The organism is Streptomyces fungicidicus (assembly GCF_003665435.1).
In the GTDB taxonomy this organism is placed as follows: domain Bacteria; phylum Actinomycetota; class Actinomycetes; order Streptomycetales; family Streptomycetaceae; genus Streptomyces; species Streptomyces fungicidicus.
Window position 1 is genome coordinate 888,713 of sequence record NZ_CP023407.1, and the last position, 22,363, is coordinate 911,075.

The 22,363-nt window shown below is 73.0% G+C and carries 23 protein-coding genes and 2 tRNA genes; 14 read left to right on the top strand and 11 right to left on the bottom strand.

Annotation, left to right across the window (positions count from 1 at the left end; genetic code table 11):
• Positions 1 to 26: 26 nt before the first annotated feature.
• From iolB to CNQ36_RS03845, 3 genes are read left to right on the top strand one after another with little or no spacing between them, the layout of a single operon-like run.
• A complete protein-coding gene (iolB, locus tag CNQ36_RS03835; protein ID WP_121544931.1) occupies positions 27 to 917 on the top strand; it encodes a 5-deoxy-glucuronate isomerase in 891 nt (296 codons plus the stop codon).
• Positions 914 to 2,785 carry a 3D-(3,5/4)-trihydroxycyclohexane-1,2-dione acylhydrolase (decyclizing) gene (gene iolD, locus CNQ36_RS03840; protein ID WP_121544932.1) on the top strand — a complete coding sequence of 624 codons (1,872 nt, stop codon included), beginning with the start codon at positions 914 to 916 and terminating at the stop codon, positions 2,783 to 2,785. Before iolB ends, iolD begins: the two co-directional genes overlap by 4 nt.
• Before the next feature lie 33 nt (positions 2,786 to 2,818).
• Positions 2,819 to 3,604, top strand: coding sequence for a GntR family transcriptional regulator (locus CNQ36_RS03845; protein ID WP_121544933.1), 786 nt, complete (start codon positions 2,819 to 2,821; stop codon positions 3,602 to 3,604).
• A gap of 12 nt (positions 3,605 to 3,616) precedes the next feature.
• Here CNQ36_RS03845 and CNQ36_RS03850 read toward each other — a convergent pair whose 3' ends face one another.
• Positions 3,617 to 4,597: an aldo/keto reductase gene (locus tag CNQ36_RS03850; RefSeq protein ID WP_121544934.1), complete on the bottom strand. Its 981-nt coding sequence runs from the start codon at positions 4,595 to 4,597 to the stop codon at positions 3,617 to 3,619.
• 190 nt (positions 4,598 to 4,787) lie between these two features.
• Here CNQ36_RS03850 and CNQ36_RS03855 point away from each other — a divergent pair, with 190 nt between their 5' ends.
• A complete protein-coding gene (locus CNQ36_RS03855) occupies positions 4,788 to 5,756 on the top strand; it encodes an endonuclease/exonuclease/phosphatase family protein (RefSeq protein WP_228313122.1) in 969 nt (322 codons plus the stop codon).
• 232 nt (positions 5,757 to 5,988) lie between these two features.
• Here CNQ36_RS03855 and CNQ36_RS03860 read toward each other — a convergent pair.
• Positions 5,989 to 6,062: transfer RNA gene (locus CNQ36_RS03860), tRNA-Pro, on the bottom strand.
• Positions 6,063 to 6,161: 99 nt separating this feature from the next.
• Between CNQ36_RS03860 and CNQ36_RS03865 the strand changes: the two genes are divergently transcribed.
• Both CNQ36_RS03865 and cobF read left to right on the top strand, forming a co-directional pair.
• Positions 6,162 to 6,686 carry a DUF309 domain-containing protein gene (locus CNQ36_RS03865; RefSeq protein ID WP_121544935.1) on the top strand — a complete coding sequence of 175 codons (525 nt, stop codon included), beginning with the start codon at positions 6,162 to 6,164 and terminating at the stop codon, positions 6,684 to 6,686.
• Between the two features lie 55 nt (positions 6,687 to 6,741).
• A complete protein-coding gene (gene cobF / locus CNQ36_RS03870; protein WP_121544936.1) occupies positions 6,742 to 7,515 on the top strand; it encodes a precorrin-6A synthase (deacetylating) in 774 nt (257 codons plus the stop codon).
• Positions 7,516 to 7,553: 38 nt separating this feature from the next.
• Here cobF and CNQ36_RS03875 read toward each other — a convergent pair whose 3' ends face one another.
• A complete protein-coding gene (locus CNQ36_RS03875; protein ID WP_121544937.1) occupies positions 7,554 to 8,303 on the bottom strand; it encodes a cobalt-precorrin-6A reductase in 750 nt (249 codons plus the stop codon).
• A 120-nt stretch (positions 8,304 to 8,423) separates the two neighbouring features.
• Between CNQ36_RS03875 and CNQ36_RS03880 the strand changes: the two genes are divergently transcribed.
• Positions 8,424 to 9,842 carry a diacylglycerol/lipid kinase family protein gene (locus tag CNQ36_RS03880; RefSeq protein WP_121544938.1) on the top strand — a complete coding sequence of 473 codons (1,419 nt, stop codon included), beginning with the start codon at positions 8,424 to 8,426 and terminating at the stop codon, positions 9,840 to 9,842.
• On the opposite strand, the gene CNQ36_RS03885 is transcribed toward CNQ36_RS03880, so the two are convergent.
• Positions 9,828 to 10,601, bottom strand: coding sequence for a sulfite exporter TauE/SafE family protein (locus CNQ36_RS03885; RefSeq protein WP_121544939.1), 774 nt, complete (start codon positions 10,599 to 10,601; stop codon positions 9,828 to 9,830). The genes CNQ36_RS03880 and CNQ36_RS03885 overlap by 15 nt on opposite strands.
• A 76-nt stretch (positions 10,602 to 10,677) precedes the next feature.
• Positions 10,678 to 11,865, bottom strand: coding sequence for a thiolase family protein (locus CNQ36_RS03890; protein ID WP_121544940.1), 1,188 nt, complete (start codon positions 11,863 to 11,865; stop codon positions 10,678 to 10,680).
• Positions 11,866 to 12,135: 270 nt separating this feature from the next.
• Between CNQ36_RS03890 and CNQ36_RS03895 the strand changes: the two genes are divergently transcribed.
• The 5 genes from CNQ36_RS03895 (at position 12,136) to CNQ36_RS03915 (ending at position 15,138) form a co-directional block, all read left to right on the top strand.
• Entirely contained in the window at positions 12,136 to 12,618 is a 483-nt protein-coding gene (locus CNQ36_RS03895) for a Dps family protein (RefSeq protein ID WP_004935043.1), read from the top strand.
• A gap of 42 nt (positions 12,619 to 12,660) precedes the next feature.
• Positions 12,661 to 12,993 carry a DUF3140 domain-containing protein gene (locus CNQ36_RS03900; RefSeq protein ID WP_004935039.1) on the top strand — a complete coding sequence of 111 codons (333 nt, stop codon included), beginning with the start codon at positions 12,661 to 12,663 and terminating at the stop codon, positions 12,991 to 12,993.
• Between the two features lie 2 nt (positions 12,994 to 12,995).
• The gene (locus CNQ36_RS03905; protein WP_121544941.1) at positions 12,996 to 13,652 is read left to right on the top strand and encodes an HhH-GDP family DNA glycosylase; all 657 of its coding nucleotides are present in this window, start codon (positions 12,996 to 12,998) and stop codon (positions 13,650 to 13,652) included.
• 114 nt (positions 13,653 to 13,766) lie between these two features.
• Entirely contained in the window at positions 13,767 to 14,579 is an 813-nt protein-coding gene (locus CNQ36_RS03910) for an SAM-dependent methyltransferase (protein WP_121544942.1), read from the top strand.
• A gap of 31 nt (positions 14,580 to 14,610) precedes the next feature.
• Positions 14,611 to 15,138, top strand: coding sequence for an NUDIX hydrolase family protein (locus tag CNQ36_RS03915; protein WP_040907868.1), 528 nt, complete (start codon positions 14,611 to 14,613; stop codon positions 15,136 to 15,138).
• 23 nt (positions 15,139 to 15,161) lie between these two features.
• Here the strand turns inward: CNQ36_RS03915 and CNQ36_RS03920 are convergent, their stop codons facing one another.
• The 5 genes from CNQ36_RS03920 to CNQ36_RS03940 all read right to left on the bottom strand — a co-directional run bounded on the left by CNQ36_RS03920 (position 15,162) and on the right by CNQ36_RS03940 (position 19,660).
• The gene (locus CNQ36_RS03920; protein WP_121544943.1) at positions 15,162 to 16,349 is read right to left on the bottom strand and encodes an ABC transporter ATP-binding protein; all 1,188 of its coding nucleotides are present in this window, start codon (positions 16,347 to 16,349) and stop codon (positions 15,162 to 15,164) included.
• 25 nt (positions 16,350 to 16,374) lie between these two features.
• Entirely contained in the window at positions 16,375 to 17,208 is an 834-nt protein-coding gene (locus tag CNQ36_RS03925; protein WP_121544944.1) for a carbohydrate ABC transporter permease, read from the bottom strand.
• On the bottom strand, positions 17,208 to 18,128 hold the full coding sequence (locus tag CNQ36_RS03930) for a carbohydrate ABC transporter permease (RefSeq protein WP_206278554.1): 921 nt from the start codon (positions 18,126 to 18,128) through the stop codon (positions 17,208 to 17,210). Before CNQ36_RS03930 ends, CNQ36_RS03925 begins: the two co-directional genes overlap by 1 nt.
• Before the next feature lie 5 nt (positions 18,129 to 18,133).
• A complete protein-coding gene (locus tag CNQ36_RS03935; RefSeq protein WP_206278416.1) occupies positions 18,134 to 19,399 on the bottom strand; it encodes an ABC transporter substrate-binding protein in 1,266 nt (421 codons plus the stop codon).
• A 187-nt stretch (positions 19,400 to 19,586) separates the two neighbouring features.
• Positions 19,587 to 19,660 (bottom strand) — tRNA-Pro (locus CNQ36_RS03940).
• A 147-nt stretch (positions 19,661 to 19,807) separates the two neighbouring features.
• On the opposite strand from CNQ36_RS03940, the gene CNQ36_RS03945 reads away from it, so the two are divergent.
• On the top strand, positions 19,808 to 20,515 hold the full coding sequence (locus tag CNQ36_RS03945; RefSeq protein WP_040907867.1) for a thiamine pyrophosphate-dependent enzyme: 708 nt from the start codon (positions 19,808 to 19,810) through the stop codon (positions 20,513 to 20,515).
• Positions 20,516 to 20,605: 90 nt separating this feature from the next.
• On the top strand, positions 20,606 to 21,520 hold the full coding sequence (locus CNQ36_RS03950; RefSeq protein WP_121544946.1) for a transketolase family protein: 915 nt from the start codon (positions 20,606 to 20,608) through the stop codon (positions 21,518 to 21,520).
• Between the two features lie 6 nt (positions 21,521 to 21,526).
• On the opposite strand, the gene CNQ36_RS03955 is transcribed toward CNQ36_RS03950, so the two are convergent.
• A complete protein-coding gene (locus CNQ36_RS03955) occupies positions 21,527 to 21,880 on the bottom strand; it encodes an MmcQ/YjbR family DNA-binding protein (RefSeq protein ID WP_040907866.1) in 354 nt (117 codons plus the stop codon).
• Positions 21,881 to 22,363: the final 483 nt, after the last annotated feature.

Genomic DNA, 22,363 nt, shown 5'->3' on the forward strand with positions numbered 1-22,363 from the left:
AGCCTGTTCGAAGACGGAGGCACGGCATGACACATCACCTTCCGGCGGGCAGGGCCACCGCCGGCCCGTACGTCGTCGACGTGACCCCCAAGGCCGCCGGCTGGGACCACTCCAGCCTGCGCGTCCTGGAGCTGCCCGCGGGCGGCACGCACACCTTCGACACCGGGGACAGCGAGTGGATCGTGCTGCCGCTGAGCGGTGGCTGCACGGTCGTCGCCGACGACGACTTCGGCCACGACTCCTTCGAACTCACCGGCCGCGACGGGGTGTTCGACGGTGTCACCGACTTCGCCTATGTCCCGCGCGACGCCCGTGCGACGGTTTCCTCGGCGGGCGGCGGACGGTTCGCGCTCACCGGCGCCCGCTGCACCCGCCGGCTGCCCGCCCGTTACGGGCCGGCCTCCGGCGTACCGGTGGAGCTGCGCGGCACCGGGAACTGCTCACGGCAGGTCAACAACTTCGGCGCGGCGGGCGTGTTCGAGTGCGACAAACTCATCGCGGTCGAGGTGCTCACCCCCGGCGGCAACTGGTCGTCCTTCCCGCCGCACAAGCACGACGAGCACCGGCCGGGCGAGGAGTCCGTGCTGGAAGAGGTCTACTACTTCGAGTTCGCCGGCCACGAGGGCACCCCCGGCCTCGGCTACCAGCGGGTCTCCCCCTCCGGACCGGGCCGGACGGACGTACTGGCCGAGGTGCGCGACGGCGACGTCGTCCTCATCCCGGACGGCTGGCACGGGCCCTCCATGGCCGTGCCCGGCCACCACATGTACTACCTCAACGTCATGGCCGGCCCCGGGGCCGAACGCGCCTGGCTGATCTGCGACCACCCCGACCACGCCTGGATCCGGGACACCTGGCCGGACCAGCCCGTCGACCCCCGACTCCCCCTCTACACCGCACCGGAGAGGTCAGCATGAGCGCCACCACCCGCCGACTGACGACCGCCCAGGCGCTGGTGCGGTTCCTGTCCGCCCAGTACACCGAGCGGGACGGCGTGCGCCGCCGGCTGATCGCGGGCACCTGGGGCATCTTCGGCCACGGGAACGTGGCCGGCGTCGGGCAGGCGCTCGTCGAGTACGCCGATGTCATGCCGTACCACCAGGGCCGCAACGAGCAGGCGATGGTGCACGCGGCGGTCGGCCACGCCCGGCAGCTGAACCGGCTCTCGGCGCAGGCGGTGACGACCTCCATCGGCCCCGGTGCCACCAACCTGGTCACCGGGGCCGCCCTGGCCACGATCAACCGGCTGCCGGTGCTCCTGCTGCCCGGCGACTACTTCGCCTCCCGCGTCGCCGACCCGCTGCTCCAGCAGCTGGAGCACCCCGTCGAGGCCGATGTGTCGGTCAACGACACACTCCGCCCGGTGTCGCGGTACTTCGACCGCGTCACCCGCCCCGAGGCGCTGATCCCGTCCGCGCTGAACGCCGTGCGGGTGCTCGCCGACCCGGCCGAGACCGGTGCGGTGACGCTGGCCCTCCCCCAGGACGTGCAGGCGGAGGCGTACGACTGGCCGGAGGAGTTCTTCGCCGACCGCGTCTGGTCCGTGCGCCGTCCCGCCCCGGACCCGGCGGAGCTGGCGGCGGCCGTGGCGGCCGTACGGGCCGCGCGGCGGCCGCTGGTCGTCGCGGGCGGCGGGATCCACCACAGCGAGGCCGAGGAGGCGCTGCGGGCGTTCGTGGACGCCACCGGGATCCCGGTGGCCTCCACCCAGGCCGGCAAGGGCTCCCTGCGCCACGACCACCCCGCCGACCTCGGCGGCATCGGCCACACCGGCACGGCGGTGAGCGACGAACTCGCCCGCACCGCCGACCTGGTGATCGGCGTCGGTACCCGCTACTCCGACTTCACCACCGCCTCCGGCACCCTCTTCCAGAACCCTGACGTGCGGTTCCTCAACCTCAACATCACCGGCTTCGACGCGCACAAGCTGGCTGCCCGCACCCTGGTCTGCGACGCGCGGACCGGTCTGGAGCAGCTGTCCGGGGCGCTCGCCGGCCACCGCGTGGAGCCGTCCTACGAGGCGGAGTACCGGTCCGGGAAGGAACGCTGGGAACGGGTCGTCGAGGCCGCCTACCACGCCGCCGACGACACGGCCGTACCGACGCAGACACAGGTGCTCGGCGCGCTCGACGCGGTCGTCGGCGACGAGGACGTGGTGATCAACGCGGCCGGTTCGCTCCCCGGCGACCTGCACAAGCTGTGGCGGGCGCGCAGCCCCCGCCAGTACCACCTGGAGTACGGCTACTCCTGCATGGGCTACGAGATCCCCGCCGCGCTCGGCGTCCAGCAGGCCGCTCCCGGCACCCCGGTCTGGGCGCTGGTGGGCGACGGCACCTATCTGATGAACCCGACGGAGATCGTCACCGCCGTCCAGGAGAACCTCCCGGTCAACCTGGTCCTGGTGCAGAACCACGGGTACGCCTCGATCGGCGGCCTGTCGGAGTCGGTGGGCGCCGAGCGGTTCGGCACCGCCTACCGTCACCGGGCCGCCGACGGCACCTTCACCGGCGCCCCGCTGCCCGTGGACCTCGCCGCGAACGCGGCCAGCCTCGGCATGGACGTACTGCGCGCCGGGACCGTGCGGGAGCTGCGCGGCGCGCTGGCCGAGGCCCGCGCCTCCGGCCGGCCGACGTGCGTGTACGTGGAGACCGACCCCGCTCCCACCGCTCCCCCGGCCGAGGCCTGGTGGGACGTGCCGGTGGCCGAGGTGTCCGCGCGCGAGGCCGCCGTCGAGGCGCGCGCACGGTACGACTCCGAGGTCGCCGGCCGCCGCCGCCACCTCTGATCCCCGCCCGCGCTGCTACAGGAAGGCACGTCCATGGCGAAGACCGGCGACCCCGAACACGCCGCGACCGGACCCGCGCTGAGCACCCTGGACTTCGCCCTGGACCGGGGCAGTCCGGTGCCGCTGTACCACCAGCTCGCGCAGCAGCTGGAGGCGGCGATACAGCAGGGCGTCCTCGCCCCCGGCAACCTGCTGGGCAACGAGGTCGACCTGTCCGTGCGGCTCGGGCTGTCCCGCCCCACCGTCCGCCAGGCCATCCAGTCCCTCGTCGACAAGGGGCTGCTGGTCCGGCGGCGCGGGGTGGGCACGCAGGTGGTGCACAGCCAGGTCAGGCGCCCCCTGGAGCTGAGCAGTCTCTACGACGACCTGGAGGCGGCCGGGCAGGGCCCGACCACGGAGGTGGTGCGCAACGAGACGGTCCCGGCGCCCGCGGAGGCGGCGGCGGCCCTCGGTCTGGCCGAGGGCGCCGAGGTCGTCCTGCTGGAACGCCTGCGCCGCACCCACGGCCGGCCGGTCGCCCTGCTGTGCAACTACCTTCCGTCGGGACTGCTCGGCCTCGACAGCGCCCGCCTCGAGGCGACCGGCCTGTACCGGATGATGCGCTCGGCCGGCATCACCCTGCACAGCGCCCGCCAGACCGTCGGCGCCCGCGCGGCCACCGCGGCGGAGGGCTCCCGGCTGGAGGAGAAGGAGGGCGCCGCCCTGCTCACCATGCAGCGCACGGCCTACGACGACACCGGGCGGCAGGTGGAGTACGGCACCCACATCTACCGTGCGTCCCGGTACTCGTTCGAGTTCCAGCTGCTGGTCAGACCCTGAGGCCCGCGGTGCTCAGTGCGCGGCGTCCAGCCGGGCCCGCTGCTCCGCCGACAGCTCCAGGTCCACCGCGGCCAGGTTCTCCTCCAGCTGCGCCAGGGACGACACCCCGGCCAGCGGGAGGACCGGCAGCTCGTGGCCGATCTGCCAGGCCAGCACGACCTGGTTGAGGGTCGCCCCGGTCTCCCGCGCCACGTCGCGCAGCACGGCGAGGCGGGCCGGGGTGCCCGGGTGATCGTAGTCGCCGGGCAGGCGTTCGGGGCGGGTGTAGGCGCCCTTGAGCAGCGGCGAGTACGCGACCAGGGTCAGGGTGGGCTCGGCGCGCAGGTAGCCGGCCAGCTCCGCGCCCGCGTGACCGAGGCTGCCGTCGGGGAAGAGGTCGCCGGGGACGTCGGTGCGCGACCGCAGGTAGCTGTGCTGGTACTGCAGGACCTCGTAGCCGGGCAGTCCGGCCGCCGCCGCGAGGGCGCGGGCCCGTTCCACCCGCCACACGGCCTGGTTGCTCACGCCGAGCAGTCCCACCGCGCCCTCGGCGACCAGGGCGCCGAAGCCCTCGACCGTCTCGCGCTGGGGGACGGTGTGGTCGTCGATGTGCGCGTACAGCAGGTCCAGCCGCTCCAGCCCGAGCCGCTCGCGGCTGCGTTCGGACGCCTCCCGGATCACCTTCGCGGACAGTCCCTCGGGGTTGTCGGTGTAGCTCGTGCCGGGGGCGAGGGGGCGGGCGCCGAGCTTGGTGGCGAAGACGATCTCGTCCCCGGCCCCGCGGCTGCGGCGCCAGCGGCCGAGCAGTTCCTCGCTCTGGCCGCCCTGGCCGCCGTCGGTCCAGAAGGCGTAGTTGTCGGACGTGTCGACGAAGTTCCCGCCGGCCTCGGCATAGCGGTCGAGCAGGGCGAAGGAGGTCTTCTCGTCGGTCACCGATCCGAACAGCATCGCGCCGAGCGCGAGCACGCTCACCCGGCGGCTGTGCGGACCGGTGCCGATGGTGCGGTACTTCATGGGGATACCTTCCGGTTCCAGCCCCGTTGTCGGGGCACGGCACGGGAGTCTTCCGCTTGAAGCGCACTTCAAGTCAAGGGTGCCGAGGGCGACTTGGGGCGCCGGAAACCGATCGACCGCGCGCCGCGTCCTGATCAGCGAGCCGAACGGACGGGAATGCCAGGTGGAACAGCGGGACAGCGGCGCGGCGGTGGCGGGAGGGACGGCGGCCGCACGGCCGGTACGGCGCGGGTGGGACCGCACCCGGGGCCGGGTGCTCGCCGGGTGCGCGGTGCTGACGGCCGGACTGCTGGCCTTCCACCGGGCGGTGCCCAACTCGGTGGGGCGCGTGGGCAGTCTGCTGGAGGTGTTCCTGCCCTGGCTCGGTCTGGTGACCGTCCTGCTGCTCGGCCTGGCGCTGCTGCGCCGTTCGGTCGTCGCCCTGGTGGCCCTGCTGCTTCCCGCGGCGGTGTGGACGTACCTCTTCGGCGGGCTGCTCCTGCCCGACGCGGGGGCGGGCCCGCGGGACCTGGTCGTGGTGCAGCACAACGTCAGCGACGAGAACACCGATCCGGCGGGCACGGCCCGCGCCCTGAGCGGCGCCCGGCCCGATCTCATCGCGCTGCAGGAGCTGGTGCCCCCGGCGCTCGCGGTCTACCAGAGGACACTCGCCGCGGACTACCCGTACCACGCGGTCCGGGGCACCGTCGGGCTGTGGTCGAAGCATCCGCTCACCGGCGTCCGGCCGCTGGACATCAAGCCGCGCGGGATCACGGAGCCCTGGAACCGCGGGCTGCGGGCCGTGGCCGGCACGCCGCACGGCGAGGCCGCGGTACTCGTCGCGCACCTGCCCTCGGTCCGCGTCGGGACGGGCGGCCTCGCCTCCTCCCGGCGCGACGAGAGCGCCGGCCTGCTCGGCGAGGCGGTCGCCGCCGAGCCGCTGGAGACGGTGATCCTGCTGGGCGACCTCAACGGCACCGCGGACGACCGGGGGCTGGCCCCGCTGACCTCACGGATGGGCGTGGCGGAGCGCGGCTTCGCCCTCAGTTTCCCCGCGGCCCTGCCGGTGGCCCGGATCGACCAGGTGATGGCCCGCTCGGCCACCGTCGCCCACATCCGCACCCTGCCCGCGACGGGCAGCGACCATCTGCCGGTCGCGGCCCGGGTCACCCTGCGCTGACACCGGCGGCCCGCTGGACGTCCCGGCCCCTTAGCGCGGTCCCGCCGCCGCTGGAGCCGGGTGCCGACGTCCTTGCCGGCTCGGGCAGTTGGCCGCGGGCCGTGCGCGGGGCTGTCGGGACGGCACCGCGGGAGGCCGCCACGCTCCGTCCTTGCTCCGCAAACGGGTCGAGGGCCCTGTCCACCTGAGTGGACAGGGCCCTCGACCTGGGCTCCGGGCCCGACGTGCACCGTCGGGACGACAGGATTTGAACCTGCGACCCCTTGACCCCCAGTCAAGTGCGCTACCAAGCTGCGCCACGTCCCGGTGCGATCGCGTGCGGTGAACCGCGTGATCGCGCGACCATCACTTTACCCCACACCCCCGGGGCGCCCCGAATCGGACCGGGCGCGGGACAATCGGCGTATGGGCAGCATGGACAGCACGTCGTCGGGCCGGACGGCCGCCGCGCGGGACCGGGACAGTGAGGGGCGGGCCCGCAACGCCCGGCCGCGGGACGGGCTCGGACGGCCGCTGCCGTACGGCGCCGAGGGGGTGCCCCGGCAGCCCGAGGGGGTGGTGCGGCGGCCGGAGGAGAGTGTCGCGGAGGCGCAGCGGCTGCTGGACGAGGGGAAGCCGTTCCACGCGCACGAGGTGTTCGAGGACGCCTGGAAGTCGGGGCCGGAGGAGGAGCGCGAGCTGTGGCGGGGGCTGGCCCAGCTGGCCGTGGGGCTCACCCATGCCGCGCGCGGGAACGCCACCGGCGGGGCGCGGCTGCTGCGGCGCGGGGCCGGTGCGGCGGAGGCGTGGGCCGCGGAGGCGGGACGCCGGCCGCACGGGATCGATCTTCCCGGTGTGATCGCCTGGGCACGTGACCTGGCGGCCGAAGTGGAGGCGGGCGCCCGGGTGGACGCGGGAGTACGGGCGCCGCGGCTGCGGGAGGCGTCCTGACGCGGAGACCGGGTGCGGTGCACGCTCGGCCGGAGGCGTGCGGCAGACTCGGGGCGTGCGAGAGATTCATGTCATCGGTATCGGCGCGGGCGACCCCGACCAGCTGACCCTGCAGGCGGTCAAGGCGCTGCGGAGCACGGACGTGTTCTTCATCCTGGACAAGGGCGAGGCGAAGGCGGACCTGACCCGGCTGCGCCGGGACATGCTCGACGCGCACGTCCCGGACGGCTCCTACCGGGTCGTCGAGGCGCGGGACCCGGAGCGGGACCGCACGGCGGGCGGGCCGGCGTACTCCCCCGCCGTCGGGGACTGGCGCAGCGCCCGCGCGGACATCTACGAGCGGATGATCTCCGAGGAGCTGGACGAGGACCGGACCGGGGCGTTCCTGGTGTGGGGCGATCCCTCGCTGTACGACAGCACGATAGGCGTCCTGGAGGAGGTCCTCCGGCGCGGCCGTGTCGCCTTCGCCTACGACGTCGTGCCGGGCATCAGCAGTGTCTCGGCGCTGGTCGCCCGGCACCGCACGGGGCTCAACCGGGTCGCCCGCCCGGTGCAGATCACCACCGGCCGGCGGCTCGCGGAGGGGTTCCCGGAGGGCGTCGACGACGTGGTGGTGATGCTGGACGCCCACCAGGGCTTCCGCGCGTACGCCGACCAGGACATCGACATCTACTGGGGCGCCTACATCGGCACCCCGGACGAGATCCTCGTCTCCGGACCGATCGCCGAGGCCGCCCCCCGCATCGAGCGGCTCCGGGCGGAGGCCCGCGAACGCAAGGGCTGGATCATGGACACGTATCTGCTGCGCCGCCGGCCGGCCGAGGGCTGAGCGGCGGGTCCGGCCGGCCGGCGACCGTCCGCCGGGTCTCACGGCCGGGCGAGGGCGTCCAGTCGCTCCAGGACCGCCGGTACGTCGCCGGCCGGGGTGACTCCGTCCGGCAGGGGCGGGCGGCGTACGACGACGACCGGGAGGCCGAGGTCGCGGGCGGCGGTGAGTTTCGCGGCGGTCGCCGCGCCGCCGCTGTCCTTCGTCACCAGCACGTCGACGCGGTGCTCGCGCAGCAGGGCCGTCTCGCCCGCCACGGTGAAGGGGCCGCGGGCCAGCACCACGCGTGTGTGCGGCGGCAGGGGCGGTTCGGGGGGCTCGACCGACCGGACGACGAAGGACAGGTCCGTCAGGGAGGCGAAGGCCGCGAGGCCGAGGCGGCCGGTCGTGAGGAAGGCCCGGTGTCCGAGCCGGGGCAGCAGCTCCGCCGCCTCCGGCAGTGAGGCGACCGGGTGCCACCGGTCGCCGGGGCCCGGCCGCCAGCCGGGGCGGCGCAGCACCACCAGGGGCAGTCCGGCGGCGGCCGTGGCCCGAACCGCGTTCGCCGTGATGGCCCGGGCGAAGGGGTGGGTGGCGTCGACCACCGCGTCCACGCCCCGTTCGCGCAGCCAGTCGACGAGACCCTCCGCGCCGCCGAAGCCGCCGACGCGCACCTCCCCGGCGACCGCGCCCGGCCGGGACACCCGTCCGGCGAGGGAGGTGGTCACCCGGAGTCCGGGGCGGGCGGACAGCTCGGCGGCCAGTGCGCGCGCCTCGGCGGTGCCGCCGAGAATGAGGACGTGGGGGGCCATGGAGCCGAGGGTACGAGGCCCGGGCGCCCTGTCCGGCGGCGGGCCGCCCGCGAAGATCGCCGTCCCGCCGCACACACGTACGCACACGTCCTACGATGACGCCGGGTGACTGGAGGAGGCATGGCCGTGGACTGGAGCGGGCGGGGCTATCACGCCCAGCGGTGGGCGGCGCGGGGGGCGCTGGCCGCCGCCGTGCTGGCGGTGGCGACCCCGCTGGTCTACGGCGGGCTGACCGGCCTGCTGCTGCTGGTGTGCGGGGTCGCGGGACTGGGGCTCAGCGCGGCCGCGCTGTGGTGGACGCTGACCCTGCGGGGCCCGCTGCGGTGGGTGTCCGCCCTGGTCGCCGTGTGTGTGCCGGCGGGGCTGATCACCCTGTTCGCCGTGACGCTGTTCTGGGCGCTGCTGGTGTCCCTCGCGCTGTGGGGTCTGGCCGTGTGGAGCGGCAGGTTCGCGCTGCGCGGAACGGGCGGCGGGCACGCCCCGGCCCGGGAGCGGCGGCTGCCGCCGCCCCGGAAGCCGGTGCTGATCATGAATCCCCGGTCCGGCGGCGGCAAGGTGGGCCGGTTCCGGCTGCGGGAGAAGGCGGAGCGTCTGGGCGCCCGGGTCGTGCTGCTCGAGCCCGGCAAGCAGCACGACGTCACCGCGCTGGCCCGGGCCGCCGTCGCCGACGGGGCGGATCTGCTGGGCGCCGCCGGCGGTGACGGGACCCAGGCCCTGGTCGCGGCCGTGGCCGCCGAGCACGACATCCCGTTCCTGGTCATCAGCGCCGGGACGCGCAATCACTTCGCCCTGGACCTCGGCCTCGACCGCGGCGACCCGGCGGCCTGTCTGGACGCGCTCACGGACGGCGTCGAACTCCGTGTCGACCTGGGGTTCGCGGGCGGTCAGCCGTTCGTGAACAACGCGTCCTTCGGCGCGTACGCGGCGATCGTGCAGAGCCCCGCCTACCGCGACGACAAGATCGGCACCAGTCTGGAGATGCTGCCCGACCTGCTCACCGGCCAGCAGGGGCCCCGGCTGGTCGCCCGCGCCGGGGACACCACGCTCGTCGCCCCGCAGGCCGTGCTGGTCAGCAACAACCCCTACCGCACCGGCGACCCGTTCGGCCTCGGGCGGCGGGAGCGGCTGGACTCGGCCGCGCTGGGCGTCCTCGGGGTGCGGCTGGAGGGAGCCATCAGCGCCGCGGCGCTGCTGCTGAACCCCGAGCCGAGCGGGCTGACCATCGTGACCGCCACCGAGGTCGTCATCGAGGCGGACCGCGCCGAGATCGATGCCGGCGTCGACGGGGAGGCCATGGTCCTGCCCGCCCCCGTCCACTGCCGCATCGCGCCCGGCGCGCTGCGCGTCCGGGTGCCGCGCAAGCGGCCCGGCGTCACACCCGCCCCGCCGCGGCTGGACTGGAAGCGGCTGCGCAAGCTGGCGGCGACGGTCGGCCGTACCGCCGCGCCCAGCCGGCTGCACCGCCCGCACGGGGCGCGGGATCCGCACCGGCCGGCCGGGCGCAACGAACCGGCCGGGCCCCGCTCAGGGCACCAGTAGCTGCACGCCGCCCACGACCGTCGCCGCGATCACCAGTTGCTCGAACAGGCGCTGGTTGATCCGGTTCACCGCCCATCTGCCGAGGAGCGCGCCGGGTACCACGAACAGCACCAGCACCGCGTCGAGGAGCAGCGAGTCGGCGTCGATCAGGCCGAGGCCGGCGCTGAAGGGCAGCTTGGAGGTGTTGACGATGAGGAAGAAGAACGCCGAGGTGCCCAGGAAGCCGAGCTTCCGGAAGCCCGCGGAGAGCAGGTACATCGACATCACCGGGCCGCCCGCGTTGGCGACCATGGTGGTGAAGCCGCCGAGGACTCCGTAGGAGCGGGCCTTGGCGCGGCCGGCCCGGGTGGTGACGGCGTCGGGTTCCCCCGTCGCGTCGGCCGTCCGCCGCCGCCACACCGTCACCCCGGCCATCATCAGCAGGATCGCTCCGATGGAGGTCCGGACGATCCCGTCGTCCGCCCACACCAGGAACAGGGTCCCGGCGACGACGCCCGCCGCGACCGCCGGGAACAGCTTCCACAGCGTGGGCCAGTGGGCGTGCCTGCGGTAGGTGAGGACGGCGAGCACGTCCCCGGCGATCAGGATGGGCAGCAGGACGCCGGTGGAGGCCTTGGCCGGCAGTACGGCCGCGAAGATGGCGAGGCTGACCGTGTTGGCCCCGCTGACGGCGGTCTTGGAGAAGCCGACGAGCAGGGCCGCGAAGGCGAGCGCGGCGAATTCCCAGCCGTTGAGGTGCCACAGCGTCATCATGTCCATTTCGGGGACCGATGCTATGCGCAGGCGATCGGCGCCCGTGCGGACGGTCTCGATGGACGGCGTCCCGGGGTGGTGGTCAGTGCCTCTCGACCAGCAGCGCGCTGCCCTGTCCCACGCCCACGCACATCGTCGCCAGGCCCCGTTCGGCGCCGGTGCGGCGCATGCGGTGCAGCAGGGTGGTGAGGATGCGGGCGCCGGAGCAGCCCAGCGGATGGCCCAGCGCGATCGCGCCGCCGCCGGCGTTGACCAGGCCGGGGTCGACGCCCAGCTGGTCGACGCAGGCCAGCGCCTGCGCCGCGAACGCCTCGTTGAACTCCGCCTCCTGGAGGTCGCCGACGCTCCAGCCGGCCCGGGCGAGCACCTTGCGGGTGGCGGGGACGGGGCCGATGCCCATGACGTCCGGGTGGACGCCCGCGGAGGCGCCGGCGACATAGCGGCCGAGCGACTCCAGGCCGAGCTCGTTGAGGGCCTCCTCGCTGACGAGGATCAGGCCGGCGGCGCCGTCGTTCATCGGGGAGGCGTTGCCCGCGGTGACCGAACCGCCCGCGCGGAACGCCGGCTTCAGCCGGGCCAGCTTCTCGGCGGAGGTGTCCTCGCGGATGCACTCGTCGGCGTCGACGACCACCCCGTCCGGCCGGGTCACGGGCAGCAGTTCGTCGTCGAAGTGCCCGTTCGCCCGGGCGGCTGCGGCGCGTTGGTGGCTGCGCAGGGCGAACGCGTCCTGCCGCTCGCGCGTGACGCCGTACCGGGTGGCGACCTCCTCGGCCGTCTCACCCATGGCCAGCAGGCCGTGCAGGTCCTTCATCGCGGGGTTGACCAGCCGCCAGCCGAGTCGGGTGTCCGCGGTCTCCATGCGGTGCGGGAGGGCCTCGTCGGGACGGGGCAGGACGAAGGGGGCCCGGCTCATCGACTCGGAGCCGCCCGCGACGACGATGTCGGCCTCGCCGGACGCGATGGTGCGGGCGGCGGCGGTGACGGCCTCGAGTCCGGAGGCGCAGAGCCGGTTGACGGTGGCGCCGGGGACGGATTCGGGGAGGCCGGCGAGGAGCGCGGCCATCCGGGCGACGTTGCGGTTGTCCTCGCCCGCCTGGTTGGCGGCGCCCCAGTAGACGTCGTCGACGCGGGCCGGGTCCAGCGCGGGCACGTCGGCGACCAGACCGCGGATCACGGCGGCGGCGAGGTCGTCGGGACGTACGGTGGAGAGGGCTCCGCGCAACTTGCCGATGGGGGTGCGGCGGGCGGCGGCGAAGTGGACGGGACGCACGACAGGACTCCTGACCGATGCCGGTGGCGGTGCGGTGACCGCGGCATTTTAATTATCACCGCTAGTTTTTGACTATAGACCGCGGGACTGCCGCCTGGGAAGATCCCCGGCTGGCCCCGTCGCCCTCCGCGGGCCGTGTTTGTGCGGGAGGGGCGGGGGCACCCGCGCGCTCAGGGAGTGGTCGCGGAGCGCCGCCCGCCAGGGAGAGAGCGCACGCGGGGCACCGCTCCGCGGGACCACGGACGTCACGAGAAGGAGGAACAGCACCCCATGACCGTCGTGAGGAGCACCCTGCCCGACGAGGCCCGCCGGGTTTCCTGCGAGGCCCTCCAGGACACCCTGGTGGACCTGCTCGGGCTGTCACTGATCGGGAAGCAGGCGCACTGGAACGTCGTGGGTCCCCGGTTCCGCTCCGTCCACCTCCAGCTGGACGAGGTGGTCTCGGCCGCGCGCACCCACGCCGACACGGTGGCGGAGCGCGCCGCGACGCTGGGCGTGCCGCCGGACGGCCGCCCGGAGACCATCGCCAAGGTCTTCTCGCTGCCGGCCCCGAAGGAGGGCTGGCTGCGCGACTCGGAGGCCATCGAGGTGATGACGGAGGCGCTCGGCTCGGCGGTCCTGCGCCTGCGCGAGCGTATAGACGCCACCGAGAAGGCGGACCCGGTCACCCAGGACCTGCTGATCTCGGTCACCGCGGACCTGGAGAAGCAGCGCTGGATGTTCGAGGCGGAGAACTCCCCCGGCGGGTCCTGACCGCCCCGGCACCGGAGAACACACGCACGTAAGGGGCACAACATGAGCGACGCCCTCGAAATGGACGCGCTGTGGGAGGACTTCCATCGCGTGGTGAACATGACCTCGGCGGAACTCGCGGCCTGGCTGCGGGTGAGCGACGCCGGTGAGACCACCGAGCCGCTGCCGGACCGGGCGGGCAGCGAGACCGGGCAGCACGTCCTCGCCATCCTGCAGAAGCGCCGCACCGATCTCACCGACGACGACCTCCGGGTGATGGAGGAGGTCGTGGACGCCGTCACCGCGCAGACGGACCCGGAGAACGAGCCCGCGGCCGAGGACACACCCCGTCGGCACCGTCTGATGACCCTCGGCCACGACCCGCTCAAGGCCTGACCGTGACCGGCCGGGACGAGCGGGTGGTCGGCGCCCTGGTCGGCGCGCACGGCCGGACGTACGCAGAGGAGGCCGGCATCACGCTGCGGGACACCCCGCAGCCGCTGTACCGGCTGCTGGTGCTGGCCCATCTGCTCAGCGCCCGGATCAGGGGATCGATCGCCGTGGCCGCCGCCCGTGCCCTGCACGAGGCGGGGCTGCGCGATCCCCGCCGCATGGCCGGCGCCGATTGGCAGGAACGGGTGGACGCGCTGGGGCGGGGCGGCTACCGGCGCTACGACGAGCGCACCGCCACCCAACTCGGTGAGGCGGCGGAGCTGCTGAACGAACGCTGGGGCGGGGACCTGCGCAGGCTGCGCAGGGAGGCGGACGGTGACACCGGTGAACTGCGCCGGCTGCTCCAGGAGTTCCCCGGCATGGGCCCGGCCGGCGCCGACATCTTCCTGCGCGAGGTCCAGCGCGTCTGGCCCGATACCTCCCCGCGGCTGGACGCCAAGGCCCTGCAGGGCGCCGAGCGGCTGGGGCTGCCGAGGGACCCGGAGCGGCTCCTCGGGCTCGCCGGGCGCACCGAACCGGCCGTGCTCGCCGCGGCGTTGGTCCGCTCGGCGATCGACAAGGACGTGGCCGAGGACTCGCTGGAGCGCGCCGGCGCCCGGTGACCCGGCCGTCCCGGCCTCCGCCTCCCCCCGTTCGCGGGACAACGTGATCACCGCGCGGCACAATGGCCGCGACGGCCCGGCACGGGCCGCGCGGGCAAGGGAGAGGGAGAGACCGTGAGTGAGAGCCACACCCCGCCGAGCGGCTCGGCGAGGCTGAACACCGGTGTGGCGCACAACGCGCGCGTGTGGAACTACTGGATCGGCGGCAAGGACAACTACGAGGTCGACCAGCGGGTCGGCGACCACGTCGCCTCGATCAACCCGGTCGTCCGGGACATCGCCCGCGCCGACCGGGACTTCCTGGGCCGCGCGGTGGCGTATCTGACCGGCGAGCGCCGTGTGCGGCAGTTCCTCGACATAGGCACCGGGCTGCCAACGGCCGACAACACCCATGAGATCGCGCAGCGGATCGCGCCGGACTCGCGGATCGTCTACGTCGACAACGACCCGATCGTGCTGGTGCACGCCCGCACCCTGCTGACCGGCGCGAGCCAGGGCGCGACCGACTACATCGACGCCGATGTGCACGACCCGGACGCCATACTGGAGCGCGCCGCCGGGACCCTGGACCTCACGCGGCCCGTCGCGGTGATGATGCTGGGGATCCTCAACTTCGTGCTGGACACCGACAAGGCGCGGGACATCGTCCGCCGGATCATGGCGTCGGTGCCCTCCGGCAGTTTCCTGGTCCTCACGCACCCCACGTTCGACCCCGAGGTCGGCGGCGAACTGCAGGTCCCGGCCATGGAGTTCTGGAACGAGAACGCCACTCCCCCGATCACTGCCCGGAGCGCCGCGGACATCGGCTCGTTCCTCGAGGGGCTGGAACTCGTCGGGCCCGGGCTGGTGTCCTGCTCCCAGTGGCGTGCCGCGCCCGGATCCGATCTCGTGGTGCCCCAGTACGGCGCGGTAGCCGTGAAGCCTTGACCGCTGAAAGTATGATCAAGCAATGTCTGACATGACCGAAACCACGCCGGGCTGGCTGTCCTCCGACGAGCTGGAGATGGCACGCGCCCAGATGCCGATCCTGTACGTCGAGGCCGTGCCCGTGCGCGTCGACGACAGCGGTGAAGTCACCAGCGTCGGTCTGCTGCTGCGCATCGGGCCCGACGGCACGGTCAGCCGGACGCTGGTCTCCGGCCGGGTGCTGCACCACGAACGCGTCCGTGACGCCCTGCTGCGCCATCTGGAGAAGGACCTCGGACCGGTGGCGCTGCCGCGGGTGCCGGCGTCGCTGCAGCCGTTCACGGTCGCCGAGTACTTCCCGACCCACGGCGTCACTCCGTTCCACGACCCCCGGCAGCACGCGGTGTCGCTGGCGTACATCGTGCCGGTGACGGGTGACTGCCGGCCCCGGCAGGACGCGCTCGACCTGGTCTGGTTCAGCCCGCGGGACGCCGTGTCCGAGGCGGTCCAGAGCGAGATGCCGGGCGGCCACGGGGTGCTCCTGAAGCAGGCGCTGGCGCACGCGGGCTGCGTGATCTGACACGCGGGACGCGGGGCCGCCGCCTAGCGCTCCGGGTGCTCCGGGTGGGTGAGGTTGCTTCCCGTCGACGGGTCGAAGACATGGGCCTTGCCCATGTCGATCCGGAGTTCGACGGGTGCGCCCTCCCGGGCGCGGGTGGCGGCGTCCAGCCGGGCCACGATCTGCTGGGCTCCCCCGGCCCCGGTGTCGCGCATGCCGGAGTCGGTGGCCAGCTCCTCCAGTTCGGCGGTGGTCACCGGCCCGCCCTCGGCGCCGAAGTGGACGTAGGCGTCGGAACCCAGCGACTCCAGTACGTCCACGGTGACGGTGACGACGGGGCCGCCCGTCCCGCGGGCCAAGCTCGCGTCCTCGAAGGCCTCGGGACGCAGCCCGACGATGACCTCGCGCGGCGCGTCGCGGCGTTCCAGCTCCTGGCGCGTGCGGTCGTCGAGCGGCAGGTCGCCCAGCGGGGTGCGCAGCGCGCCGCCGGACAGGGAGGCGCCCAGGAAGTTCATCGCCGGGGAGCCGATGAAGCCGGCGACGAACAGGTTGCGCGGCATGTCGTACAGCCGGGCGGGGGTGCCGACCTGCTGGACGAGGCCCTGCCGCATCACCACGACGCGGTCCCCGAGCGTCATCGCCTCGGTCTGGTCGTGGGTGACGTACACGGTGGTGGTGCCCAGGCGGCGCTGCAGCCGGGAGATCTGGGTGCGCATCTGCACCCGCAGCTTGGCGTCGAGGTTGGACAGCGGCTCGTCCATGAGGAACGCCTTGGGGTCGCGGACGATCGCCCGGCCCATGGCCACCCGCTGGCGCTGGCCGCCCGAGAGGTTGGCGGGCTTGCGGTCGAGGTACTCGCTCAGGTCGAGCACCCGCGCGGCCTCCTCGACCTTGCTGTCGATGGTGGCCCGGTCGACCTTCGCCAGCCGCAGCGGGAACCCCATGTTCTCCCGCACGCTCATGTGCGGGTACAGGGCGTAGCTCTGGAACACCATGGCGACGTCCCGCTCCTTGGGGGCGAGGTCGTTGACGACCCGGCCGTCGATGCGCAGGGTGCCGTCGGTGATGTCCTCCAGGCCGGCGATCATGTTGAGGGTGGTCGACTTGCCGCAGCCGGAGGGACCGACCAGGATCACGAACTCGCCGTCGGCGATCTCGAGGTCGACGTCCCGCACGGCGACGGAGCCGTCGGGAAAGCGCTTGGTGACTCCCTCGAGGACGATCTCGGCCATGGGTGGCTCCTCCTTGCCTTGATGCTCAACCCTTGACCGCGCCGGAGGTGAGTCCGGCGACGATCCGCCGCTGGAAGAGCAGGACGAAGACGATGATCGGGATGGTGATCACCACGGCGGCGGCGGCGATCGACCCGGTGGGCTGCGCGAACTGCGAGCTGCCGGTGAAGAACGCGATCGCGGCGGGCACCGTGCGCGCGGACTCGGTGGAGGTCAGCGAGATCGCGAACAGGAAGTCGTTCCAGCAGAAGATGAAGACGAGGATGGCCGTGGTGAACACGCCGGGCGCGGCCAGCGGCACGATGACCAGCCGGAAGGCCTGCGCGGGGGTGGCGCCGTCCACCTTGGCAGCCTTCTCCAGGTCCCAGGGGATCTCCCGGAAGAACGCCGACAGGGTGTAGATCGCCAGCGGCAGCGAGAAGGTCATGTACGGGATGATCAGCCCGAGCCAGGTGTCGAAGATCCCGATGGTCCGCTCGATGTCGAACAGCGGGGAGACCAGGGAGATCGGCGGGAACATGGCGATCAGCAGCGACATGCCGATGAGGAGCCGCTTGCCGGGGAACCGCAGCCGGGCCACCGCGTAGGCGGCCATGGTGCCGAGGGCCACCGCGATCACGGTGGCGATCAGCGCGATGCCGATCGAGTTGACCAGCGCCCGGGTGAACTCGGAGGTCGCGAAGATGCCCCGGTAGTTCTCCAGGGTCCATTCCCGGGGGATGTAGTCCCCGTCGGTGAGGGTGGCGGGGTCCTTGAACGACAGTGCGGCGATCCACCACACCGGGAACAGGGCGTACAGCACCACGACGACGTTGACGACGACCCACCGGGTCGCGTGCGTCCTGCCCGCGGCGGTCATCAGCGCTTCACCTCCGCGCCGGGTGCGGCGGCGCCGAAGAGCTTGACGAAGGTGAAGGCGATGATCCCGACGCAGAGGAAGATCAGGACCGAGATCGCCGACCCGATGCCCAGGTTCAGCGCGGTGAACAGGTTGTCGTAGCCGAGGATGGACAGGGAGCCGGTGCCGTGGGCGCCCGAGGTCAGGACGTAGATGTTGTCGAAGATCCGGAAGGCGTCCAGGGTGCGGAAGAGCAGGGCGACCAGGATGGCCGGTTTCATCAGGGGCAGCATGACCCGTAGGAACCGCTGCCAGGAGGTGGCGCCGTCGACCATGGCGGCCTTGAGGGTCTCCTCCGGGACGAGGGCGAGGCCCGCCAGCAGGAGCAGCGCCATGAACGGGGTGGTCTTCCACACCTCGGCGAGGACGATCAGCCACAGCGCGGGCCACTGCTCGGTGAGCGGCGCGTCGCCGCTGGGCAACAGTTCGGCGAGGTAACCGAGTTCGGGGGTCCAGGCGTACTGCCAGGAGAAGGCGGCGACGACGGTGACGATGCCGTACGGGATGAGGACGGCGGTGCGCACCGTGCCGCGGGAGAAGAGCGTGCGGTGCATCACCAGGGCGAGGCCCATGCCGAGGACGAGTTCGATGGTCACGGACACAGCGGTGAGGAACACCGTGACCCAGAAGGCGTCCCACCAGAACGGCGAGGACAGCACCGACCCGTAGTTGCCGAGCCCCACGAACTCGGCCCGGTCGGGGAAGCGCAGGTCGTAGCGCTGCAGGGAGAGGTAGACGGCGTAGCCGATGGGGTAGGCGGTCACGGCGGTCATGACGAGGACGGCCGGGGCGCACAGCAGCCAGCCCAGCCGGCGCTCCTGCCTGGCGCCGGCGGAGGGGGTCCTCCCGCCCTTCGTCCTGTCCTTCGCCGGCTCTGCCATGGTGCTCACGGGATCACACCCTCGGATCGCAGGGCCTGGTCGATCTGGTCGCCGATGGTGCGGACCGCGCTCTCGGGTCTGATGGCGGAGGGCGGGGACAGGGTGTGGGAGACGACGATCGACACGTTCTGGTAGGCGGGGGTGAGCGGGCGTACGCCCGCCGACTCCAGGGAGGACAGCACCTCCTGGGAGAAGGGGTACTCCTTCCTGAACGCGGGCTCGTCGTAGAGGGCCCGCAGGGTGGGCGGCAGTCCGCCCTCGAGTGCGGCGGTGAGCTGGTTCTCCCGGTCGCGCAGGCACAGGGCGGCCTCGAAGGCCAGGTCGGGGTGGCGGGAGTAGGCGCTGACGGCGAGGTCGATGCCGCCGATGGTGGGGTGGGCGGGGCGGCCGGCGTCGACGCGGGGGTAGGGCGCCCAGCGGAAGTTCTTGAAGAGCTTCGGGTTGTTCGCCTTCATCGAGGGATAGACGAACGGGTAGTTGATCTCGAAGGCCGCCACGCCCGACTCCATGGCCAGGCGATTCTGGTCCTCCATCTGGTTGGGCAGGGAGGGGTCCGCGGCCGGGGAGTTCGCGAGGTCGCGCATGATCGAGGCGGCCCGTACGGCGGGCGGTCCGAGCGAGGGCGCGGTGGCGCTCGGGTTGAGGATGGTGCCGCCGGCGCTGTTGAGCAGGGAGTTGAACCAGACGGTGAGGCCCTCGTACTGGGCGCCCTGGATCTCCGCGTAGTGCGGTTTGCCCTGCCGGGCCAGGGCGCGGGACATGTCCAGCATCTCGGCCCAGGTCTTGGGCGGGTGCGGCACCAGGTCCTTGCGGTACCACAGGAGCTGGACGTTGGTGTTGTACGGGACGGCGTACAGCTTGCCCTTCCAGGTGGCCGTCCGCAGGGGGACCCGGAGCGTGCCCTCGGTGGCCCGGCGCTTGTCGCCGCCCGTCCACTCGCGGATCCAGCGGGCCTCGGCGAACTCGGCGGCCCAGGTGACGTCCAGGCCGAGGATGTCGAGGGAGTCGTCCTCGGCGGCGAGTCTGCGCACCAGCTGCTGGCGCTGGCCGTCGGCCGCCCGGGGCAGTTTGTTGTAGCTGATCCGGTAGCGCCCGCCGGACTCCTTGCCGCAGCGGTCGGCGGCCTTCTGCAGGGCTCCGGAGTCGTCGGGGAAGTTGTACCAGTTGAGCGTGGGCCGGGAGGTGTCCCCGTCACCGCCGCAGGCGGCGAGCGCCGATGCCAGCAGGGTCAGCGCGACCAGCGCCCGCGTCCGTCGCACCACGCGCTCCACACCTCGCTTCCGGGATCGCGGCGCGGGTGTGCGTACCCCGCGGCAGTGCCTACCCGGAGTACGCTAAACAGGACATACGGTTACATCAAGGATATTCGCCGACGATTTGCTCGCGGCAGTGCGGGGGAACGACGAAGAGGCCGTCCCGGGTTTCCCCGATACGGCCTCCGACCTGCTTCACGGCAAGTCGGGACGACAGGATTTGAACCTGCGACCCCTTGACCCCCAGTCAAGTGCGCTACCAAGCTGCGCCACGTCCCGGTGCCCGTCTGACCTGGGGATTCCCCGGGCCGAACGCGCACGGAAACCATACCGCACTCGGGGCGGTGATCGCGCATCCATTCAGCGGGGCCGGAGACCAGGGGACGCACTTGACCTGAAGTTTGGTCGAGGTTGCAGGATCCCCGTATGACGATCACCGAGGAACGCGCACACGGCTATGGATTCAGCGATCTGCCGGCCCTGATGGGACTGATGACCGGCGACGAGAAGCACGGCCCGGCCGCGACGTCGACGCTGGACGTGCTGTGGGTGCTCTACGACCGGGTGCTGCGGGTCGGGCCGGAGCGGACGGACGATCCCGGGCGGGACCGGTTCCTGCTGTCGAAGGGGCACGGGCCGATGGCGTACTACGCGGTCCTGGCCGCCAAGGGGTTCCTGCCGGTGGAGTGGCTGCCGGGTTTCGGTTCGTACGACTCCCCGCTCGGCCATCACCCGGACCGCGTGCTGGTGCCGGGGGCGGAGATCGGCAGCGGGTCGCTGGGGCACGGGCTGCCGCTGGCGGTCGGCACGGCGCTGGGGCTGCGTGCCCAGGGGCGGGACGAGCCGGTGGTGTGGACGCTGATCGGGGACGCCGAGCTGGACGAGGGCAGCAACCACGAGGCGATCGCCTTCGCCGGGCCCGCCGGTCTGGAACGGCTGCACACCGTCGTCGTCGACAACTCCTCCGCCTCCCACGCCCGGCCGGGCGGGATCGCCGCACGCTTCGAGGCGGCGGGCTGGTCCGCGCTCACCGTCGACGGCCGTGACCACGAGGCGCTGTACGCCGCGTTCACCGCGCCGCATCCGGGCAGGCCGCACGTGGTGGTGGCCCGCGTCGAGCCGAAGCACTCCTGAACCCGCCGCGTCCGCGGCCGCGTTGTCTCCCCTGCCTCTCATCGCACCTCCCTCTCATCGCACCGCACTCTCATCGAAAGGACCGATTCCGTGGACACCATGCGTGATCGTTTCGCCCCTCTCGTCACCCGGCTGCTCGACGAGGACCCCCGGGTCGTGGCGGTGCTCGCCGAGATCGGCGCGGACGGCTTCGCCGAGGCGCGGCGCCGGCATCCGGACCGGGTCGTCAACGTGGGCATCCGGGAGCAACTGCTGGTCGGAGCGGCGGCCGGGATGGCGCTCACGGGACTGCGTCCCGTGGTGCACACCTTCGCGAGTTTCCTGGTCGAGCGGCCGTTCGAGCAGGTGAAGCTGGATCTCGGCCACCAGGACGCGGGCGCGGTACTGGTGAGCGCCGCCGCCTCCTTCGACTGGCCGGCCGGCGGGTACACGCACATGGCGCCGGGCGACGTGGCGCTGCTGGACACCCTGGACGGCTGGACCGTGCATGTGCCGGGACATCCGGACGAGGCCGAGACGCTGTTGCGGCACGCGGTGGCCGCCGGTGACGACAAGGTGTACGTGCGGCTGTCCCTGCAGTCCAACGCACGGGGGCTGCCCGTGGACGGGGAGCGGTTGCGCACCGTGCGGGAGGGACGCGCCGGGGTCGTCGTCGCCGTCGGGCCGATGCTGGACGCCGTGCTCGACGCCACGGAGGGACTGGACCTCACGGTGCTGTACGCCGCCACCGTCCGGCCCTTCGACGCGGCCGGCCTGCGCCGTGCCACCGAATCCGCGGGGACGGACGTCGTGCTCGTGGAGCCGTATCTGGCCGGTACGTCGACGGCGGCGGCGAACGACGCGCTCGCCGACGTGCCCCACCGGGTGCTGGGCCTCGGTGTGGGCCGGGCCGAACTGCGGCGCTACGGGCGGATCGACGAGCACGTCAGGGCGCACAGCCTCGACGCCCGTTCGCTGCGGGAGCGGATCGGCGCGTTCGTCGGGGCGGTGCCGGCGGGGGTCTGACGGGGGTCAGCCCGGCAGGCCCAGCCGGGGGTGCTCCTCCAGGAGGCGGGTCGGGGCGGCCTGGCGCCAGGAGTCGGCGAGGATGTCACGCAGCTCGCCCTCGTCCTCCAGTGCGGCGAGGCGGACCCTGACCCAGGCGAACTGCGCCTCGTGGCCGGCGATCCAGAACTTCTCCGGTTCGGCTAGGGCCAGTTCGTCGCGCTCCTCCTTGGGGCAGCGCACGGCGAGGGAGGTCTCGTCCTCGGGCAGGGTGGCGAACATCTTCCCCGCGACCCGGAACGTGGGCATGCTCCAGGCGACCTTCTCCGTGGTGTCCGGCAGGGACAGGGCGATCCGTCGTACGTCTTCGGCATCCGGCATGGCAGGCACCGTAGCGGCCGGCACTGACACTCAGCCGGTGGCGGGGGTGCGGCGGCCGCTCCCGGACGCTTGTACATTCGGGATGTGTTCGCGTCGTGCCGCCGTCGTGACCGGCGCCGCGGTCAGTGGTCCCGCAGGGCGGGGAAGACGGTGGGCACCAGGTGGAACACGGTGCGGGTCGGCATCACGTGCATGTCGGCCCGGCCGGGTGGGCGAACTGCTGGGCGTTGCGACGCAGCAGTGCGGTGATCGTCTCTCCGTCGACGGACTTGTGCAGCTGCTCCGCTGTGGCCACGGCGGGCTCCCTCCTTCGTGATCCGGGCGCCGGTTCCCGGGCGGTTCCCCACAGTGGGGCCCCTCCTGGCGGGGAGTCAATAGCCGGTGCGGCAGTAGGCACATGGGCTCCCGACCGGCCGCAGGGTCGCATCAACCAGGCCGTGCAGTGAGGCAGTTGCTTGTCGCGGGGCCTATTGACGCAGGGCC

Bases quoted from the DNA above. Each gene is read 5' to 3' on its own strand.
- CNQ36_RS03850 (WP_121544934.1), bottom strand. From the start codon at position 4,597: ATGAAGTACCGCACCATCGGCACCGGTCCGCACAGCCGCCGGGTGAGC.
- CNQ36_RS03920 (WP_121544943.1), bottom strand. From the start codon at position 16,349: ATGGCCGAGATCGTCCTCGAGGGAGTCACCAAGCGCTTTCCCGACGGC.
- CNQ36_RS03930 (WP_206278554.1), bottom strand. From the start codon at position 18,128: ATGGCAGAGCCGGCGAAGGACAGGACGAAGGGCGGGAGGACCCCCTCC.
- iolD (WP_121544932.1), top strand. From the start codon at position 914: ATGAGCGCCACCACCCGCCGACTGACGACCGCCCAGGCGCTGGTGCGG.
- CNQ36_RS03925 (WP_121544944.1), bottom strand. From the start codon at position 17,208: ATGACCGCCGCGGGCAGGACGCACGCGACCCGGTGGGTCGTCGTCAAC.
- CNQ36_RS03915 (WP_040907868.1), top strand. From the start codon at position 14,611: ATGACCGAAACCACGCCGGGCTGGCTGTCCTCCGACGAGCTGGAGATG.
- CNQ36_RS03895 (WP_004935043.1), top strand. From the start codon at position 12,136: ATGACCGTCGTGAGGAGCACCCTGCCCGACGAGGCCCGCCGGGTTTCC.
- CNQ36_RS03845 (WP_121544933.1), top strand. From the start codon at position 2,819: ATGGCGAAGACCGGCGACCCCGAACACGCCGCGACCGGACCCGCGCTG.
- CNQ36_RS03865 (WP_121544935.1), top strand. From the start codon at position 6,162: ATGGGCAGCATGGACAGCACGTCGTCGGGCCGGACGGCCGCCGCGCGG.
- CNQ36_RS03885 (WP_121544939.1), bottom strand. From the start codon at position 10,601: ATGGACATGATGACGCTGTGGCACCTCAACGGCTGGGAATTCGCCGCG.
- CNQ36_RS03875 (WP_121544937.1), bottom strand. From the start codon at position 8,303: ATGGCCCCCCACGTCCTCATTCTCGGCGGCACCGCCGAGGCGCGCGCA.
- CNQ36_RS03955 (WP_040907866.1), bottom strand. From the start codon at position 21,880: ATGCCGGATGCCGAAGACGTACGACGGATCGCCCTGTCCCTGCCGGAC.
- CNQ36_RS03880 (WP_121544938.1), top strand. From the start codon at position 8,424: ATGGCCGTGGACTGGAGCGGGCGGGGCTATCACGCCCAGCGGTGGGCG.
- CNQ36_RS03945 (WP_040907867.1), top strand. From the start codon at position 19,808: ATGACGATCACCGAGGAACGCGCACACGGCTATGGATTCAGCGATCTG.
- CNQ36_RS03900 (WP_004935039.1), top strand. From the start codon at position 12,661: ATGAGCGACGCCCTCGAAATGGACGCGCTGTGGGAGGACTTCCATCGC.
- iolB (WP_121544931.1), top strand. From the start codon at position 27: ATGACACATCACCTTCCGGCGGGCAGGGCCACCGCCGGCCCGTACGTC.